This window comes from Streptomyces sp. NPDC093260 (assembly GCF_040683715.1).
In the GTDB taxonomy this organism is placed as follows: Bacteria; Actinomycetota; Actinomycetes; order Streptomycetales; family Streptomycetaceae; genus Streptomyces; species Streptomyces sennicomposti.
Genome location: NZ_JBFBEK010000006.1, coordinates 205,294 through 222,128 on the forward strand (window position 1 = coordinate 205,294; position 16,835 = coordinate 222,128).

The 16,835-nt window shown below is 74.2% G+C and carries 14 protein-coding genes and 1 pseudogene; 4 read left to right on the forward strand and 11 right to left on the reverse strand.

What is annotated here, in order from left to right; translation table 11 throughout:
- Positions 1-131 precede the first annotated feature (131 nt).
- Both AB0N63_RS10435 and AB0N63_RS10440 read right to left on the reverse strand, forming a co-directional pair.
- A complete protein-coding gene (locus tag AB0N63_RS10435) occupies positions 132-1,451 on the reverse strand; it encodes a class II 3-deoxy-7-phosphoheptulonate synthase (protein ID WP_365527049.1) in 1,320 nt (439 codons plus the stop codon).
- Between the two features lie 199 nt (positions 1,452-1,650).
- On the reverse strand, positions 1,651-2,955 hold the full coding sequence (locus tag AB0N63_RS10440; RefSeq protein ID WP_365526857.1) for a glycoside hydrolase domain-containing protein: 1,305 nt from the start codon (positions 2,953-2,955) through the stop codon (positions 1,651-1,653).
- A 170-nt stretch (positions 2,956-3,125) separates the two neighbouring features.
- Between AB0N63_RS10440 and AB0N63_RS10445 the strand changes: the two genes are divergently transcribed.
- Together AB0N63_RS10445 and AB0N63_RS10450 are read left to right on the forward strand one after the other, a co-directional pair.
- Positions 3,126-3,188 carry a trp operon leader peptide gene (locus AB0N63_RS10445; RefSeq protein WP_169435375.1) on the forward strand — a complete coding sequence of 21 codons (63 nt, stop codon included), beginning with the start codon at positions 3,126-3,128 and terminating at the stop codon, positions 3,186-3,188.
- 118 nt (positions 3,189-3,306) lie between these two features.
- Positions 3,307-5,205: an anthranilate synthase family protein gene (locus AB0N63_RS10450; RefSeq protein ID WP_365526859.1), complete on the forward strand. Its 1,899-nt coding sequence runs from the start codon at positions 3,307-3,309 to the stop codon at positions 5,203-5,205.
- On the opposite strand, the gene AB0N63_RS10455 is transcribed toward AB0N63_RS10450, so the two are convergent.
- The 5 genes and pseudogenes from AB0N63_RS10455 to AB0N63_RS10475 form a co-directional block, all read right to left on the reverse strand.
- Complete coding sequence (locus AB0N63_RS10455; RefSeq protein WP_365526862.1) at positions 5,157-6,152, reverse strand: 2-hydroxyacid dehydrogenase; 996 nt, start codon at positions 6,150-6,152, stop codon at positions 5,157-5,159. The genes AB0N63_RS10450 and AB0N63_RS10455 overlap by 49 nt on opposite strands.
- Positions 6,153-6,212: 60 nt before the next feature.
- Positions 6,213-7,241, reverse strand: coding sequence for a 6-phosphofructokinase (locus AB0N63_RS10460; RefSeq protein ID WP_365526864.1), 1,029 nt, complete (start codon positions 7,239-7,241; stop codon positions 6,213-6,215).
- A 171-nt stretch (positions 7,242-7,412) separates the two neighbouring features.
- Entirely contained in the window at positions 7,413-8,144 is a 732-nt protein-coding gene (locus AB0N63_RS10465; protein WP_365526866.1) for a response regulator transcription factor, read from the reverse strand.
- Positions 8,141-9,496, reverse strand: coding sequence for a DUF5931 domain-containing protein (locus tag AB0N63_RS10470; RefSeq protein WP_365526869.1), 1,356 nt, complete (start codon positions 9,494-9,496; stop codon positions 8,141-8,143). The genes AB0N63_RS10465 and AB0N63_RS10470 overlap by 4 nt, the downstream gene beginning before the upstream one ends.
- A 184-nt stretch (positions 9,497-9,680) precedes the next feature.
- Positions 9,681-10,472, reverse strand: a pseudogene (locus AB0N63_RS10475) (lysophospholipid acyltransferase family protein); the annotation flags it as partial.
- 212 nt (positions 10,473-10,684) lie between these two features.
- Between AB0N63_RS10475 and AB0N63_RS10480 the strand changes: the two are divergent.
- Together AB0N63_RS10480 and AB0N63_RS10485 are read left to right on the forward strand one after the other, a co-directional pair.
- Entirely contained in the window at positions 10,685-11,464 is a 780-nt protein-coding gene (locus AB0N63_RS10480; RefSeq protein ID WP_365526872.1) for an alpha/beta fold hydrolase, read from the forward strand.
- A gap of 523 nt (positions 11,465-11,987) precedes the next feature.
- Positions 11,988-12,644 carry a hypothetical protein gene (locus tag AB0N63_RS10485; protein WP_365527052.1) on the forward strand — a complete coding sequence of 219 codons (657 nt, stop codon included), beginning with the start codon at positions 11,988-11,990 and terminating at the stop codon, positions 12,642-12,644.
- 108 nt (positions 12,645-12,752) lie between these two features.
- Here the strand turns inward: AB0N63_RS10485 and AB0N63_RS10490 are convergent, their stop codons facing one another.
- The 4 genes from AB0N63_RS10490 to AB0N63_RS10505 all read right to left on the reverse strand — a co-directional run bounded on the left by AB0N63_RS10490 (position 12,753) and on the right by AB0N63_RS10505 (position 16,831).
- A complete protein-coding gene (locus AB0N63_RS10490; RefSeq protein ID WP_365526874.1) occupies positions 12,753-13,499 on the reverse strand; it encodes an endonuclease/exonuclease/phosphatase family protein in 747 nt (248 codons plus the stop codon).
- 391 nt (positions 13,500-13,890) lie between these two features.
- Positions 13,891-14,844, reverse strand: a complete 954-nt coding sequence (locus AB0N63_RS10495) for an ROK family glucokinase (protein ID WP_365526876.1) — start codon at positions 14,842-14,844, stop codon at positions 13,891-13,893.
- Positions 14,845-15,053: 209 nt separating this feature from the next.
- Complete coding sequence (locus AB0N63_RS10500; RefSeq protein ID WP_365526879.1) at positions 15,054-15,605, reverse strand: DUF5304 domain-containing protein; 552 nt, start codon at positions 15,603-15,605, stop codon at positions 15,054-15,056.
- Positions 15,606-15,661: 56 nt separating this feature from the next.
- Positions 15,662-16,831: an ArsA-related P-loop ATPase gene (locus AB0N63_RS10505; RefSeq protein ID WP_365526881.1), complete on the reverse strand. Its 1,170-nt coding sequence runs from the start codon at positions 16,829-16,831 to the stop codon at positions 15,662-15,664.
- Between the last annotated feature and the right edge of the window lie 4 nt (positions 16,832-16,835).

The following is a 16,835-nucleotide window of genomic DNA, read 5'->3' on the forward strand; positions in this document are numbered from 1 at the left end:
CAGTGGTGCCGTCCCGACTTCTCGGTGAGGCAAACCTAACCTTACCCGTCACGCAAGGACCGCGACAGCGGCTGGGGCGCGGACCGTGTGTGATCCGCGCCCCAGATCATTCCCGCAGGCGGGAGACCCCGTCACTGGTCGCGGTACATCTCCGCGACGAGGAAGGCGAGGTCGAGGGACTGGCTGCGGTTGAGGCGGGGGTCGCAGGCCGTCTCGTAGCGCTGGTGGAGGTCGTCCACGAAGATCTCGTCGCCGCCGCCCACGCACTCGGTGACGTCGTCGCCGGTCAGCTCGACGTGGATGCCGCCCGGGTGGGTGCCGAGCGCCTTGTGGACCTCGAAGAAGCCCTTGACCTCGTCGAGCACGTCGTCGAAACGGCGGGTCTTGTGCCCGGAGGCCGCCTCGAAGGTGTTGCCGTGCATCGGGTCGGTCACCCAGGCCACCGTCGCACCCGAGGCGGTGACCTTCTCGACCAGCTCGGGCAGCTTGTCACGGACCTTGTCGGCGCCCATCCGGACGATGAACGTCAGCCGGCCCGGCTCGCGGTCGGGGTCCAGACGCTCGATGTACTGGAGCGCCTCCTCGGCCGTGGTGGTCGGGCCGAGCTTGATGCCGATCGGGTTGCGGATCTTCGAGGCGAACTCGATGTGCGCGTGGTCCAGCTGCCGGGTCCGCTCGCCGATCCACACCATGTGCGCGGAGACGTCGTACAGCTGCCCGGTGCGCGAGTCGGTGCGGGTCAGCGCCGACTCGTAGTCGAGCAGCAGGGCCTCGTGCGAGGAGAAGAATTCGACGGTCTTGAACTCCTCCGGGTCGGTGCCGCAGGCCCGCATGAAGTTCAGCGCGCTGTCGATCTCGCGGGCGAGCTGCTCGTAGCGCTGGCCGGAGGGCGAGGACTTCACGAAGTCCTGGTTCCAGGCGTGCACCTGGCGCAGGTCGGCGTAACCGCCGGTGGTGAAGGCGCGCACCAGGTTCAGCGTGGAGGCGGAGGCGTGGTACATCCGCTTCAGGCGCTCGGGGTCCGGAATGCGGGCCTGCTCGGTGAACTCGAAGCCGTTGACGGAGTCGCCGCGGTAGGTCGGCAGCGTCACCCCGTCGCGGGTCTCGGTCGGCTTGGAGCGCGGCTTGGAGTACTGCCCGGCGATCCGGCCGACCTTCACCACCGGCACCGAGGCGGCATAGGTGAGCACGGCGCCCATCTGGAGCAGCGTCTTGAGCTTGGCCCGGATGTCGTCGGCGGACACCGCGTCGAACGCCTCGGCGCAGTCGCCGCCCTGGAGGAGGAACGCCTCTCCCCGGGCCACGGCCGCCATCCGGGCGCGCAGGTTGTCGCACTCGCCCGCGAAGACGAGCGGCGGGAAGCTCTCCAGTTCGGCGATCACCTCACGGAGAGCGCCCTGGTCCGGATACTCCGGCTGCTGGGCCGCAGGGAGGTCTCGCCAGGTGTTCATGTCGACGGTGGAGGCGTTTGCGTTCACGCACCCAGCCTACGGGCTGCGTGTGGCGTCCCGGCCCCGTGCCCAAACTCTGGGACACCGGATTCCGGGCCCCGTCGCCCGGTCGTGCGCGGCTGCGGGAAGCGCACCGCGCCCCCCGCGCGCCCCTCGGCCCCTCGTCCTCACGTCCCTCAAGCCCTCGTCCTCCGGCCCCTCAGGCCCCCGTGCCCACGTCCAGCAGATTGCGGTCGATGCTGATCCGGACGCCGCCGTACGTCTCGGTGCGGTCGCCCGCGTACTGGTGGACGCGCTGGTGGTCGGCCCACAGGGCGGCCGGGAGGACGGGGTCGGTGAGGGTGGCCTCGTCGTTCCAGTGCGCGAAGTGGATCACGTCCGGCAGGGTCGTCCCGGCGGCGTGCTCGACCAGGTCGGCGACCAGGGAGGAGACGCTGCCGTACGCGCCGGAGCGGTAGCCGAGTTCGTGCAGACGCGTGGTCCAGGCCTCCAGGTAGCCGAGGACCCGCGCGGTCAGGGCGGTGCTCGGCGTGTACTGCTCCAGGTCGTTGTAGAGCACCGAGCCCTTGCCGAGGCCGAGCGCCCCGGCCTGGGCGACGGCGTCCTCGGCGGCGGCCCTGCCCTGTGGCGCCGGATCGGTGACGGCCGCGCAGTCGTCCGCGCAGCTGCCGGCGCTGGCGACGGGCTGCGGGCCGACGTAGAGCGGCAGGAAACGCCAGCCGGCCGTGTACTGGGTGCGCACCCACTCCGCGGTCAGGTTCGGCTGGGCGCAGCCCCGGTTGACGCCGCCGATGTAGACGCCGACCGCGCTGTAGGGCGAGGCGGCCTTCCAGGCGTCCATGGCGCTCCGGCCGGGCGCGGCGCAGGTGTCGAAACCCCTGCCCTGGTGGGCGGTGGCGTCGGCGGGCAGGGCCGGGGCGGCGGGGGTGGCGGCCGGCGGTCCGGTGCGGGCGGTGGCGACCGGCAGTCCGGCGCTGCGCAGCACCCGCTGGGCGGTGGCGCGGTCGGCGCCGTAGGGGGCGGTGACGGCGATGCCGTCGGCGGGCGCGGTGGCCCGGAACTCGCGGGCGGTGGGGTTCTCGGTGACGGCGGCCTTGGTGGCGGTGGCCGGGCGCAGCCACAGTGCCTCGGTGCGGCCGACGACACGGGCGGGGCAGTCCTGTTGCTCGCCGGGGTCGCCGAGGTAGACGGCGTGACGGTCGAAGCGGACGCATGCGGTGGGGTGCTCGGTGAGGTCGACGACCGGCCAGTCGGCGGGGACGGTGAAGGTGTGGCCGCGGTAGGAGACGGTCTTGTCGGCGGCGGCCACGAGGCGGGCGGGGGATGCGGCGGGCGGCGCGGTGCGGGGAGCGGGCCCGGCGGAGAGCGGCCCGGCGCCGGCCGGTGGCGCGGTGCCGGCGGCCGCCGGTGCGCCCGCGCCGAAGGCGGCGCACAGGGCCGCCGCGGTGAGGGCGCGCGGGGCGCGCCGTCCGGCCGGGCGGCGCGGCGGTCGTCGTACGGGCATGGCGGACTCCTCGGTCGGGGCGGGCGCCGTCCGGGGCGGACCGCGCACGGGACGGACGCCGTCCTTCCACACGCCGGGGCCGCCGGAAACCGGCCTGTGGTGCGTCCGGGCGACGCGGGACGCGGTCCGGACGGGGCGGGGTGCGGCGCGGATGGGGTAGGGTGCCGGGCATGTTCGCGCATTCGACCCTGAACCAGAACTGGTGGTGGACCGCTTCTCCGGCGGCCCGCTGACTGCGCGTATCCCAGACTTCGCGAAGGCCGCCCGAGGGGCGGCCTTCGGCGTTCTCGCGTCCGGACCGTTCCTCACCGGCAGTCGGCACACATCGACGACACCGACGGAAGAGGAACCATGGACCTGGCACAGCTGCTGCACGACGACCGTCCCTTCGCCCTGCTGCGCCGCCGCACCCCGGGCCACGACCACGAGCTGGTCGAGGTGCTGGTCGGCCGGGTGTCCGTGCGCGACCGGCTCGCCGAGCTGCCCGACGAGGGGCTGGCGCTGGTCCCGTTCCGGCAGATCCGCGAGCGCGGCTTCGACGTCCGCGACGACGGCACCCCGCTGACCGTGCTCACGCCCGAGGAGACGTACACCGTCCCGCTCGCCGAGGCGCTGGCGCAGCTGCCCGCGCACGAGGTGCGGGTCGAGGGCGGCGGCTTCGACGTGGGCGACGAGGAGTACGCGCGGATCGTCCGGCGGGTCCTCGACGAGGAGATCGGGGCGGGGGAGGGCGCGAACTTCGTGATCCGGCGGACCTACGAGGGCGGGATCCCGGGCTTCTCGCGGGCGGACGCGCTGGCGCTGTTCCGGCGGCTGCTGGCGGGCGAGCGCGGCGCGTACTGGACGTTCGTGGTGCACACCGGGGACCGCACGCTGGTCGGGGCGAGCCCGGAGGCGCATGTGCGGATGTCGGGCGGCACCGTCGTGATGAACCCGATCAGCGGGACGTACCGCTATCCGGCCGAGGGCCCGACGCCCGAGCACCTGCTGGACTTCCTCGCCGACGGCAAGGAGATCGAGGAGCTGTCGATGGTCGTCGACGAGGAGCTGAAGATGATGTGCACGGTCGGCGACAGGGGCGGGGTCGTGGTGGGGCCGCGGCTGAAGGAGATGGCCCACCTGGCGCACACCGAGTACGAACTGCGCGGCCGGTCCTCGCTGGACGTACGCGATGTGCTGCGGGAGACCATGTTCGCCGCGACCGTCACCGGCTCGCCCGTGCAGAACGCCTGCCGGGTCATCGAGCGGCACGAGGCGGGCGGCCGCGGCTACTACGCCGGTGCGCTGGCCCTGCTCGGCCGGGACGCGGGCGGCGCGCAGACGCTGGACTCCCCCATCCTGATCCGCACCGCCGACATCGACGCGGCCGGGCGGCTGCGGGTACCGGTCGGGGCGACCCTGGTGCGCGGTTCGGACCCGGCGAGCGAGGTCCAGGAGACGCACGCCAAGGCGGCGGGCGTGCTGACCGCCCTGGGCGTACGGCCGGGCCGGCCGCGGGCGGAGCGGACGCTGCCCCGGCTCGCCGACGACCCGCGGGTGCGGGCGGCGCTGGACGGGCGGCGGCTGTCGCTGGCACCGTTCTGGCTGCGGATGCAGGAGCGGTCGGACGCCGTGTCGGGGCACGCGCTGGTCGTGGACGGCGAGGACACCTTCACGGCGATGCTGGCGCACGTGCTGCGCTCGGCGGGGCTGGAGGTGACCGTCCGCCGCTACGACGAGGCCGATCTGCGCGAGGCGGCGCTCGCGCACGAGGGACCCGTCGTCCTCGGGCCGGGCCCCGGCGACCCCCGGGACCTCTCCGATCCGAAGATGCGGCTGCTGCGCGCCCTGACCGCCGAGCTGATCGCCGGTCACCGCCACGGGGTGCTGGGCGTGTGCCTCGGCCACGAGCTGATCGCGGCGGAACTCGGCCTGGAGATCGTCCGCAAGGAAGTGCCGTACCAGGGGGCGCAGACCGCGATCGACCTGTTCGGGCGGCCGGAGACCGTCGGCTTCTACAACAGCTTCGTGGCCCGCTGCGACGACGAGGCCCGCGCCGAGCTGGCCGCGCACGGCGTCGAGGTGAGCCGCAGCACGTCGGGCGAGGTGCACGCGCTGCGCGGGCCGGGCGGTGACGGCGGGGGCGCGTTCGCGTCGGTGCAGTTCCACCCGGAGTCGGTGCTGACGCTGAACGGCGCGGCGATCGTGACCGGCCTGATGGGTCAGCTGTGCGGCACGAGCACGTTCTCCGAGCGGCGGCCGGCCTTGTAGTCGAGGACGTTGCGGACGGTGGTCTCCACGATCTGCTGCACGGCGTCCTCGGTGTAGTACGCCTGGTGGGAGGTGACCAGGACGTTGGGGAAGGTGAGCAGGCGGGCCAGTACGTCGTCCTCGATGGCCTCCAGGGACTTGTCGAGGAAGAACAGGCCCGCCTCGGACTCGTAGACGTCCAGGCCGACGCCGGTGAAGCGGCCCTCGCGCAGTTCGGCGACGAGGGCCGCGGTGTCGATGAGGCCGCCGCGGCTGGAGTTCACCAGGATCGCGTCGTCCTTCATCGCCTTGAGCGCGGTGGCGTCGATGAGGTGCTGGGTCTGCGGCATCAGCGGGACGTGCAGGGAGACGAGGTCGGACTCGGCGAGCAGTCGGTCCTTGTGGACGTACCGCATGCCCAGTTCCATGCAGGCGGGGTTCTCGGCGACGTCCCAGCCGAGCAGCCGCATGCCGAATCCGTGGGCGATCCGCGCGAACGCCTCCCCGATCTTGCCGGTGCCGAGCACGCCGGCGGTACGGCCGTGCAGGTCACGGCCCATCAGGCCGTCGAGCCGGAAGTCGAAGTCGCGGGTGCGGGTGGAGGCGCGCACGATGCGCCGGTTGACGGCGAGGGCGAGTGTCCAGGCGAACTCGGCGACGGCGTAGGGCGAGTAGTACGAGACGCGGGCGACCGTCATGCCGAGCTGTTCGGCGGTGTGCAGGTCGATGTTGTTGAAGCCGGTGGAACGCTGGGCGATCATCCGGGTGCCGCCCGCCGCGAGGATCTCCAGGACCGGTGCGCCGAGTTCGGCGTTGACGCTGGAGGAGACGATCTCGTAGCCGACGGCGATGGGCGCGGTGTCCTCGTTGAGGAAGACGTCCAGACAGCGGACCTCGTGGTGGTCCTGGAAGGCGTGTTCGATCAGCAGCTTCTCGTCGGCCTGCACTCCGAAGGCCAGGATCTCCACCGCGCGCTCCCGTTCTGTGGGGTACGGGCCGAGGATACGGCCCGTACCCCACGGACGGCGTCAGCCGAAGAAGACGCCGACCTCGTCGTACAGCTTCGGGTCGACCGTCTTCAGCTTCGCGGTGGCCTCGGCGATCGGGACGCGCACCACGTCGGTGCCGCGCAGGGCGACCATCTTGCCGAAGTCGCCGTCGCGGACGCAGTCGACGGCGTGCAGTCCGAAGCGGGTGGCGAGCCAGCGGTCGAAGGCGCTGGGGGTGCCGCCGCGCTGGATGTGCCCGAGGACGGTGGTGCGCGCCTCCTTGCCGGTGCGCCTCTCGATCTCCTTGGCCAGCCACTCGCCGACGCCGGACAGCCGCACGTGCCCGAAGGAGTCGCGGGACTCGTCCTTGAGGACCATCTGCCCGTCCTTGGGCATGGCGCCCTCGGCGACGACGACGATCGGGGCGTAGGAGGCGCGGAAGCGGGAGGTGATCCAGGCGCACACCTGGTCGAGGTCGAAGCGCTGCTCGGGGATGAGGATGACGTTCGCGCCGCCGGCGAGTCCGGAGTGCAGGGCGATCCAGCCGGCGTGCCGGCCCATCACCTCGCAGACCAGGACGCGCATGTGGGACTCGGCGGTGGTGTGCAGGCGGTCGATGGCCTCGGTGGCGATGGAGACCGCGGTGTCGAAGCCGAAGGTGTAGTCGGTGGCGGACAGGTCGTTGTCGATGGTCTTGGGGACGCCGACGCAGGGCACTCCGTACTCGTCGCTGAGCCGCGCGGCCACGCCGAGGGTGTCCTCGCCGCCGATCGCGACGAGCGCGTCGATCTCGTTCTTGGCGAGGTTGTCCTTGATCCGCCGGATGCCGTCCTCCTGCTTGAGCGGATTGGTGCGCGAGGAGCCGAGGATGGTGCCGCCGCGGGGCAGGATGCCGCGCACCGCGGGGATGTCGAGCCGGACGGTGTCGTTCTCCAGGGGGCCTCGCCAGCCGTCCCGGAAGCCGACGAAGTCGTAGCCGTACTCCTGCACGCCCTTGCGGACGACGCCCCGGATGACGGCGTTGAGCCCGGGGCAGTCGCCGCCTCCGGTCAGTACTCCGACGCGCATGGAAATGTCCCTTCGCCGCGGTTGCCTGGTGAGGCTCACGCTAAGGGTGACGCAGGTCACTCCGGGACAGGTGCGACGGTCAATTCCGGTGAAATGTCCGGTAGTTGATCACGGCAATTACACTCGGAAGAGTGACTTGACCGCTTTACTCCGGTTTACCCGCGACTCGGGTCATGTGTTCCTCTCGCCCTCTTCGCCGTCGAGTCCGCGTTCGATGGCGTAGCGGACCAGCTCGACACGGTTGTGCAGCTGGAGCTTGCCGAGGGTGTTCTGCACATGGTTCTGCACCGTGCGGTGGGAGATGACCAGGCGCTCGGCGATCTGCTTGTAGCTCAGGCCCTTGGCGACCAGGCGCAGCACCTCGGTCTCGCGCTCGGTGAGCCGGGGCGCCCCCGGCTCCCGGCCGTCCGCCCCGGCGCCGGCGGCGGGCGCGGGTTCGGCGGCCAGCCGCCGGTACTCGCCGAGGACCAGCCCGGCCAGCCCCGGCGTGAACACCGGGTCGCCCGCGGCGGTCCGGCGCACCGCGTCCAACAGCTCCTGCGTGGACGCCGACTTGAGGAGGTAGCCGGTGGCGCCCGACTTCACGGCCTCCAGGACATCGGCGTGCTCGCCGCTCGCGGAGAGCACCAGCACCCGCAACGCCGGGTTGCGGGCGACGAGTTCCTTGCAGACCCGGACGCCGGGCTTGACCGGCAGATTGAGGTCGAGGACGAGGACGTCCGGCGCGGCGGCCAGGGCGCGGCGCACCGCCTGCTCGCCGTCGCCCGCCGTGGCGACCACCTCGAAGCCGGACTCGGCCAGATCGCGGGCGACGGCGTCCCGCCACATCGGGTGGTCGTCCACCACCATGACCCGCACCGGCGCGTCCTCCTCGCCCTGCCCGGTTCCGCTCGTCGCCGTCATCGGTCTCCCGCCTTCCCCCGCACCCACGCCGCGGCGCCGCCGCCGCGGGCCTCGCGCGGATGCCTGTCGTGCTTCTCGTCCGTCGCGTGCTTCGGGTGCGACGCGTTCTTGGGTACGTTCAGTTCGACCTCCGTGCCCTGGCCGGGCACCGAGATCAGTTCGGCGGTGCCGCCGATGTCGCGCAGCCGGCCCCGGATCGACTGGGCCACCCCGAGCCGGCCCTCGCCCTCGGCCTGGGTCAGCCGCCCCTCCGGGATGCCCGGCCCCTCGTCGCGCACTGTCACCAGCACCGACTCCGGCTCGTCCTCGACCAGGATCCAGGCCCGCGCGTCCTCGCCCACGTGCCGCCGGACGTTGTCCAGCGCGGCGCCGACGGCCGCGGCCACCTCCCGGGCGACGGCGGCCGGCAGCGGCACCGGGGCGCCCGGCTCGGCCAGGGCCACCCGGGAACCGGCGTACGGGGCGAGCAGCGCGCGCAGATCGACGCGGCCGCCACCCTCGCCGGCCGGCTCGCCGCGCCCGCCGGGTCCGCGGGGCTCGTCCCGGTCGCCGTGCTCCTCCCGCTCGTCCACGAGCTGGACGAGGGCGCCGTCGGCCGCGTCGGTGGAGACCCGGGAGACGGGGACCATGCCGCCGGAGACCAGGGTGCGCAGCGCCACCTCCTGCTCGCCCGCCAGCCGCCCCAGCTCGGCCGCCTCGCCGCCGATCACCGCGCCGCGCCGCTGCACCATGGCCAGCACCTGGAGCACGCTGTCGTGGATGTCCCGGGCCAGCCGCTCCCGCTCCCTGGTCGCGGCCTCGATCTCCAGGGCCCTGGCGAGGGTGCGCTCGGAGGCGCGGGCGACCTCCACGACATAGCCGATGGCGATGGAGGCGACCCAGACCAGGACCACGTTGTGCACGGTGTCGCGGGCCGGGACGCCGCGCTCCACGAGGTTGGCGACGGCGATCGCGGTGGAGGCGACGGCCGCCCACCGCCAGCCGCCCTTGACCGCGAAGGCCAGGACCGAGCCGGCGGTCCATATCGACGGCAGGGTCGGTCCGCCCGCCACGATCCGGGCGTGCGCGTCGGCCACCGGGGTGAGGAGGATGCCGCAGACCGCGAGGGAGAGGTCGACGGCGAGGAAGGGCCGGGTGCAGCTCGCGGCGTTGGCGACCCGGGGCAGGGTGGCCAGGGTCCACACGAAGATCACGCAGTAGTACGCGACGGCGACCCACGGGCGCGGGAAGCGGTCGTAGGCGGTGGCGAACAGGCCGACCGCGTAGAACATCGTCAGCACCCGGTAGCCGGCCAGCGCACGCCACATGGGCTGCTCGACCGACATCCTCATGACGCGCTCGCGCCTGGGCATGCGCCCCTCCCCCGTTGTCCGCGGTCGCCTACTCCGCGGTTCTCTCCTCTTCGGCCCGCCCGTCGTGCCCACGGGTCCGGCCGTCCTCGTCCTGCTCGTCGTCGCGGGACGGGCCGGCCTGCGGCCGCTTCTCGTCGCCGGAGTGCCCGGCCGCCGTCCGCGCCTCTTCCTCGGCCTGGATCTCCCTGCGGGTCTCCTCGGCCGCCTCCCGCTCGGCCCGCTCCTTCTGGGCCTGCGCCTTCTCGGCCTTCTCCAGGGCGGCCGCGGCGGCCCTCTCCGCCTTCTCGGCCTCCTTCTCCGCCCTGGCCGCCTCCGTGAGCTGCCGCTTGGCCGCGGTCGCGTACATGTCGACGTACTCCTGGCCGGAGAGCTTCATGATCTCGTACATGACCTCGTCGGTCACCGCGCGCAGGACGAAGCGGTCGTGCTCCATCCCCTGGTAGCGGCTGAAGTCGAGGGGCCTGCCGATGCGGATGCCGGGGCGCATCAGCTTGGGGACGACCTTGCCGGGCGGCTGGATCTTCTCCGTGTCGATCATGGCGACCGGGATGACCGGCGCGCCGGTGGCCAGCGCCACCCGGGCCAGACCGCCCGGCTTGCCCCGGTAGAGGCGGCCGTCGGGCGAACGGGTGCCCTCCGGATAGATGCCGAACAGCTCGCCGCGCTCCAGCACCTCTATCCCGCTCTTCACCGCGGCCTCGCCCGCGCCGCGCGCACCGGAGCGGTCCACCGGCAGCTGGCCGACGCCCTTGAAGAACGCGGCGGTCAGCCGGCCCTTCACGCCGGGCGTGGTGAAGTACTCGGCCTTCGCGATGAAGGTGACCTTCCGGTCGAGCACCGCGGGCAGGAAGAACGAGTCCGAGAACGAGAGGTGGTTGCTCGCCAGAATGGCGGGGCCCTCGGCCGGAATGTTCTCCAGGCCCTCCACCCAGGGCCTGAAGGCGAGCTTCAGCGGCCCCCCGATGGCGACCTTCATCGTGCCGTAGAACAACCGAGTTCCTCCCGTGTGTGTCGATCAGACCATAACCCGCTGCACCGCCGATGGACCCGACGGCCCTGGTCGGTGTCAGTGCCGTCGCGTACGGTGAAGTACCCGCCGTCGACGGCCGTGCGCCGCTGCGGCGGGCCATCCTGCCTCGACGTGCCTGTCATCGACGTGCCGAGTCCACTCACGAACAGGAGACCGACGTGCCGGTCCTCCCCGGAGCAGAGCCGTACCGCCACGAGGGCGGGGAGGTCGGCGTCCTCCTCTGCCACGGCTTCACGGGTTCCCCCCAGTCGCTGCGCCCCTGGGCCGAGTATCTCGCCGATCGCGGTCTGACGGTGTCCCTGCCGCTGCTGCCCGGGCACGGCACGCGCTGGCAGGACATGCAGCTCACCGGCTGGCAGGACTGGTACGCCGAGGTGGACCGGGAGCTGCGCTCCCTGCGCGAGCGGTGCGCGCGCGTGTTCGTGGCGGGTCTGTCGATGGGCGGCGCGCTGGCGCTGCGGCTGGCGGCCAAGCACGGGGACGCGGTGGACGGCGTGGTGGTCGTCAACCCCGCCAACAAGGTGCACGGCCTGTCCGCGTACGCCCTGCCCGTGGTCCGGCATCTGGTGCCCTCGACGAAGGGGATCGCCAGCGACATCGCCAAGGAGGGCGCCGCCGAGCTGGGCTACGACCGGGTGCCGCTGCACGCCGCGCACTCGCTACGGGTCTTCCTGCGCATGCTGGACGGTGAGCTGCCGCAGGTCACCCAGCCGCTGCTGGTGCTGCGCAGCCCTGCCGACCATGTGGTGCCGCCGGCCGACCCGGCGCGGATCCTCAGCCGGGTCTCCTCCCTGGACGTGACGGAGGTGCTGCTGGAACACAGCTACCACGTCGCGACGTTGGACCATGACGCGGACCGGATCTTCGAGGAGAGCTACGCCTTCGTCGGACGGCTCGCACCCAGCGTCGGCAAGGAAGGGACGGCCCAAGGTGGCTGAGCACGACTCCGACCGCGAGGGCCGGGAGAACGTCGAGCCGGGGGAAGCGGGCCGGCCCGACGGGGCGGTACGGCCCGGGGAGGCGGTACGGCCCGACGGGACCTCCGGGTCGGCGGAGGCGGGTGGCTCGGTGGAGGCGGGTGGCTCGGCGGAGCCTGCCGAGGCCGCCGATCCGCTCCGGCCGGGCGGCGCTGTCCGGCCGGCCGAGGCGGGCGGAACGGGCGAGACGGTGCAGGCCGCCGACGCGGTCGAGCAGACCGGCGCCGGGCCGGCCGGCGCGGTGAGGGCGGCCCAGCCGGTCGACCCGGTCGATCCCGCCGGGCCGGGCGACGTGCTCGGGGCGGCCGACGGGCTGAAGGCGGGTGATCCGGTCTCAGCGGTCGATCCGATCAAGGCGGCCGATCCCGTGAAGGCGTCTGACGCCGTCAAGGCGGCCGACGCCGTCAGGCCGGTCGACGCCGGGGACGCGCGGGAAGCCGGGGAGTCGCGGGTTGCCGGCAAGGCGGCGGAGGCGGGCGGCCCGGTGGAGCGCCGGGCGGCGGGCACGCCGCTGGACGAGGACGCCGCCTGGGCCGCGATCGTCGCCGGGTACGGCGAGGAGCCGCCGGACCCGCCGGGCGCACGGCCGTTCCGGCCGATCCGGGACCTGCCGTTGCCGGAACCGCCGGACGCGGACGACGAGCGGCCCGGCACCGGTGACCGCGCGAAGGCGCGACGGCCTGAGGACGGCGGTCCGGGGACCGGACGCGCCACGGGCGACGGACGGGCCACGGGCGACGGCCCGAAGGACGGGCGGGCCGCGGACGCGGGGCCGGGCGCGGCCAGGCCGCTGGGCGGCTCGGTCTCCTTCGCGCCCGGCGTCGGCGCACCCGCCGGCCCGCGCGACTTCACGGTGCGCGAGCCCTCCGACGACGACTTCGACGAGGACGACGAGGGCCACTTCGTGCCCCCGGAGCCGCCCCCGCTGCCGGACGCGGACGCCACGGCGAAGTTCGCCTGGCTGGGCGTGATCGGCGGTCCCGTCCTGCTCCTGCTGGCGGTGCTGCTCGGCTGGGACATGACGTGGTGGCTGACCACGCTCTGCATCGGCGGCTTCCTCGGCGGCATCGCGACGCTGGTGGCCCGGATGAACCCGGGCGACGACGAGGACGACGACCCGGGGCGAGGCGCGGTCGTGTGACGAGGACAAGAGCGGTCGTCGGTACGACGACGGGGGCCGTACACCGGTACGGCCCCCGTCGTCGTACGCCCGAACGGCGGCGCTACGGCGGCTCCGCCCCGCCCGCGGTCACGCCGTCGCAGGGATCTTCAGGGCCGCGAGCACCGGACGGTGGTCGGTGGCCGCCCTCAGGTCCGCCTCGGTGACTCCGGGCTGGTCCAGCGGGACGCCGCAGCCGAGCACCTCGATGCCGGAGGTGGCGAAGATCGCGTCGATGCGGCGGTGCGGCTCGGTGGCCGACCAGGTGTGCTCCCCGCCCCAGGGGGCGGTGGCATAGCCGTCCTGGAGGGCGTCGGCCAGTCGCCGGAAGGCCGCGCCCTCGGGACCCTCGTTGATGTCGCCGCCCGCGATCGCGTGCTCCACGCCCATCCCGGCGAGCCGGTCCAGGAGCATCCCGCTCTGGTCGTGGCGCTCGGCGGCCACGAGGGAGAGGTGGCAGGCGAGCACACCGAGGCGGGCGCCGCCGAACCGGACGACTCCGGTGGCGAGGCCGCGCCGGTGCTGCCCGGGGGTGAGCGGCAGCAGGACGTCCTCGGTGCGCTCGACGGTGGCCCGCAGCGAGCAGAGCACGGCGGGTCCTGCGGCGGTCGCGCCGCCGGTGAGGACCACCAGGTCGGTGGCGGCCGCGAGCCGGGCCAGCTTCTTGCGCCAGCGGAAGAAGCGGGGCGCCTCCTGGAGCAGGACGAGGTCGGGCGCGCAGGCCCTGATCACGCGGGCGAGGGCCTCGAAGTCGTCCTGGAGCGAGCGGATGTTGTAGCTGAGGACACGGACGACGGCGGAACCGTCGGGTTCCGTGCGGGAGTTGGGCAGCAGCATGACGATCAACATACGCCGCGCCCGCCCCGCGACCGGCACGGCGGCCCGTTCCGCCCACGAGGCGGACCCCGCCAGCCGCCCTCCCGGCGGCCCGGCGGTGCGGCGCCCCGCTCCGGGTCGTGCGGACGCGCGAACGCCCCGCTCCCCGGGCCGCGCCCGCGCACGGGCCATGCCGCGGCCCCGGCCGCCCCGGCAGACGCACCGCCCGCCCCCCTGCGCCGACAGCGCGTCCCCGCTCCGCCCGCCCGCCCTGACCTTCCCTACGGACACGCCTGCGCCCACCGGCCCGGGCGGAGGGGCGGTGGGCGCGCGGTCGTCCGGCGGACGGGGCCCCTGGGGCCGGGTCGGTCGCCGGGACCGGTGGGCGCGGCCGGTCAGGGGCCGGTGTCGTTCACATGACCGGGTCGGGCTCCCGGGCCAGGTCCGCCGCGCCGACCAGGCCGGCCTTGTTGCCGAGCTGCGCGGCGATCACGTCGGCGACCGGGCGCCAGTTGCCGCCGACCAGCCAGCGCTTGTACGACTTGCGGATCGGGTCCAGGACCAGTTCGCCCTCGTCGGACAGGCCGCCGCCGACGATGAAGGCGGACGGGTCGAACAGGGAGGCCAGGTCGGCCAGGCCCGCGCCGACCCAGCGGGCCAGCTCGCGGTAGGAGTCGACGGCGACCGGACAGCCCTGGCGGGCGGCCATGGAGATGTGCTTGCCCTCGATGCCGTCGGGGGTGCCGTCGCCGAGGGCGAGCAGCACCTCGGCGCGCTCCGGGGTCGCGTTGGCGCGCTGCTTGGCGTAGCGGACGAGGGCGCGCCCGGAGGCGTACTGCTCCCAGCAGCCCTGCGAGCCGCAGCCGCACAGCAGGCCGTCCGGGACCATCCGGATGTGGCCGAACTCGGCGGCCACGCCGAAGTGGCCGCGGCGCAGCTTGTTGCCGATGATGATGCCGCCGCCGAGGCCGGTGCCGAGCGTGATGCAGATGACGTTGCGGTGGCCCTTGCCGGCGCCGAACCTGTACTCGCCCCAGGCCGCGGCGTTGGCGTCGTTCTCCACGACGACGGGGAGGCCGACGCGCTCCTCGACCTTCGCCTTGAGCGGCTCCTGGCGCCAGTCGATGTTGGGCGCGAAGTAGACGGTGGAGCGCTGCCGGTTGACGTATCCGGCGGCGCCGATGCCCACACCGACGATGTCGTGCCCCGCGCGCGCGCCCTCCACCGCCGAGGCGATGGCGTCCACGATGGCCTCGGGTGTGGTGGGGGTCGGCACCTTGAAGGTCGAGAGGATGTTGCCTTCCTCGTCGACCACGCCGGCCGCGATCTTCGTGCCGCCGATGTCGACGCCGATGGTGAGTCCCATGAATCCCTCAGTTCCGGTCGAGCCCCGCTACGGCCAACCGTACCCGAGGCGCCACCGTCCGATTCCCGGCGTCCACCCCGCGAGCAGGCGCGCATCGGCCCCGGTGCCGGCCGCGCCGCCGGGCGGGCGTTCGTGCTCCGGCAGGGCCAGGACGTGTGTCGAAGGTCCCGTCCGGCCTTCGGGCGGACGGCGCCACTTCCGAGGACGCCCTAGTCCAGGTCGATGCGCTGGCCGCCGCCCGCACCCTCGCCGCCGTCGCGGCGGTGCGGGCCCTCCCCGCGGTCGTCCAGGTTCTTCAGGTCGCCGTCGAGGTCGTCGGCGCGGCCGGTGCGGGACGTCCAGCGGTGTTCCTGGGCCTGGACGGCCGAGCGGTAGGCGGCGAGGAGTTCGCCGCCGGCCGCGGCGAGGTGGTCGAAGACGTCCGGGTTGCGTTCGATGACCGGTTCGACGGTCGCCTTGGCCTGCTGCACGACCTGCCGCACCACCTGCTGGGCGGCGGGTCCGGCCAGCGCGCCGAGCAGCGGCGACTGGAGCGAGGACAGCTTGCCGGCGACGGCGTCGACGAACTTGCGCAGTTCCTCGGCGGCCGAGCCGGGGGGCGGGCCGTACTCGGCGCGGCGCCGGGCCTGCTCCGCCGCCAGGTCCTCGGCGCACGCCGTCGACCAGGCGTCGTCGTCGGTCGCGCGCGGCGGGGCGGCGGCGGTCTCCTCCTGAGCGGCGTCGTCCCGAGCGGCGTCGGTGGGTGGGCGCTCTTCGCTCATGGCGGGCTCCTGACTACGGTTCGTCCCTCGACGTTACCCGAACCGGGTGCGGCGGTTCACCTCTCGCGCGGCCACAGCGCGGGGTCCGGCCCGAACCGGATCCGCAGCTCGCCCTCGCGCAGGGCGGCGCCCTCGACGGTGCACCGGCGCAGGGCGGAGGGCAGCGGGACGACGCGGCGGAACGGTCCCGCGGTGAGAACGAGTTCGTCGCCGCGCCGGACGAGGTCCAGCTCCTCGCGCAGGGCGCCGGGCAACGGGATGTGCCACACGAGCACCCCGTCCCCGGCGATCTCGTCGGTGACCGGCCAGGCGACGGGCGCGGGCGCCGGGGCGGCGGCGGGCAGGGCGAGGGCGGTCAGGTCGTCGGCGCCGCGCGGGTCCCGGCCGAGGTGGACGGCCGGGTGGACGGCGTAGGTCTCCCGCCACTCGTCCAGGGCCTTCTGCTGCTGGGCGGCGAGGGACGCCTGCCAGGAGTCGGCGGGGGCCTCGGGCAGGACGCGGGTGGCGACCAGCGACTCCACGGGCAGGGCGCGCACGGCGAGGCCGAGGGCGGCGGCGCGGACCGCGTCGGCGCCGGCCGGGCCGGGCTCGGCGACCAGGCGGACGGCGGTGCCGGGGTCGGCGACGACCGCCTCGACGGCGGCCAGCTCCACGTCCCAGCGGGCGGCGGTCTCGTAGAGCCACTCGGCGGGCATGGGGACGCCGGCGAGGCGGCCGAGGACCGGGCGCAGGGCGCGGGCGGCCTGCCGCTCGGGCGGCAGCAGCCGGCGCAGATAGCGGCGCAGTTCGGCGGGGAGGGCGAGCAGGGCGAGGGCCTGCGGGGCGGGCGGCAGATCGACGACGAGGAGGTCGAAGCGCTCGGAGAGGGCGGCGTCGCGCAGGGCGCGCAGCAGGGCGAGTTCCTCGGCGCCGGGCAGCGGGGTCAGTTCCTCGGCGTCCAGGCGGGCGGCGCCGAGCAGGTCGAGGACGTGGGCGGCGCGGTCCTGGAAGGCGGCGAGGTCGGCGCGGAAGCCGGCGGCGGCGTCGGGGCGCCAGGCGGTGAGGTCGGGCGTCACGGCGACGGGCTCGGCGCCGGTCGCCGCCCCGAGGGCGGCGCCGAGGGTGTCGGTGCGGTCGGCGCTGAGCACCAGGGTGCGGACGCCGTCACGGGCGGCGGCGAGTGCGGTGGCGGCGGCCGCGGTCGTACGGCCACTGCCCCCGGGTCCCGTGATCAGGAGGGTACGCATGCCC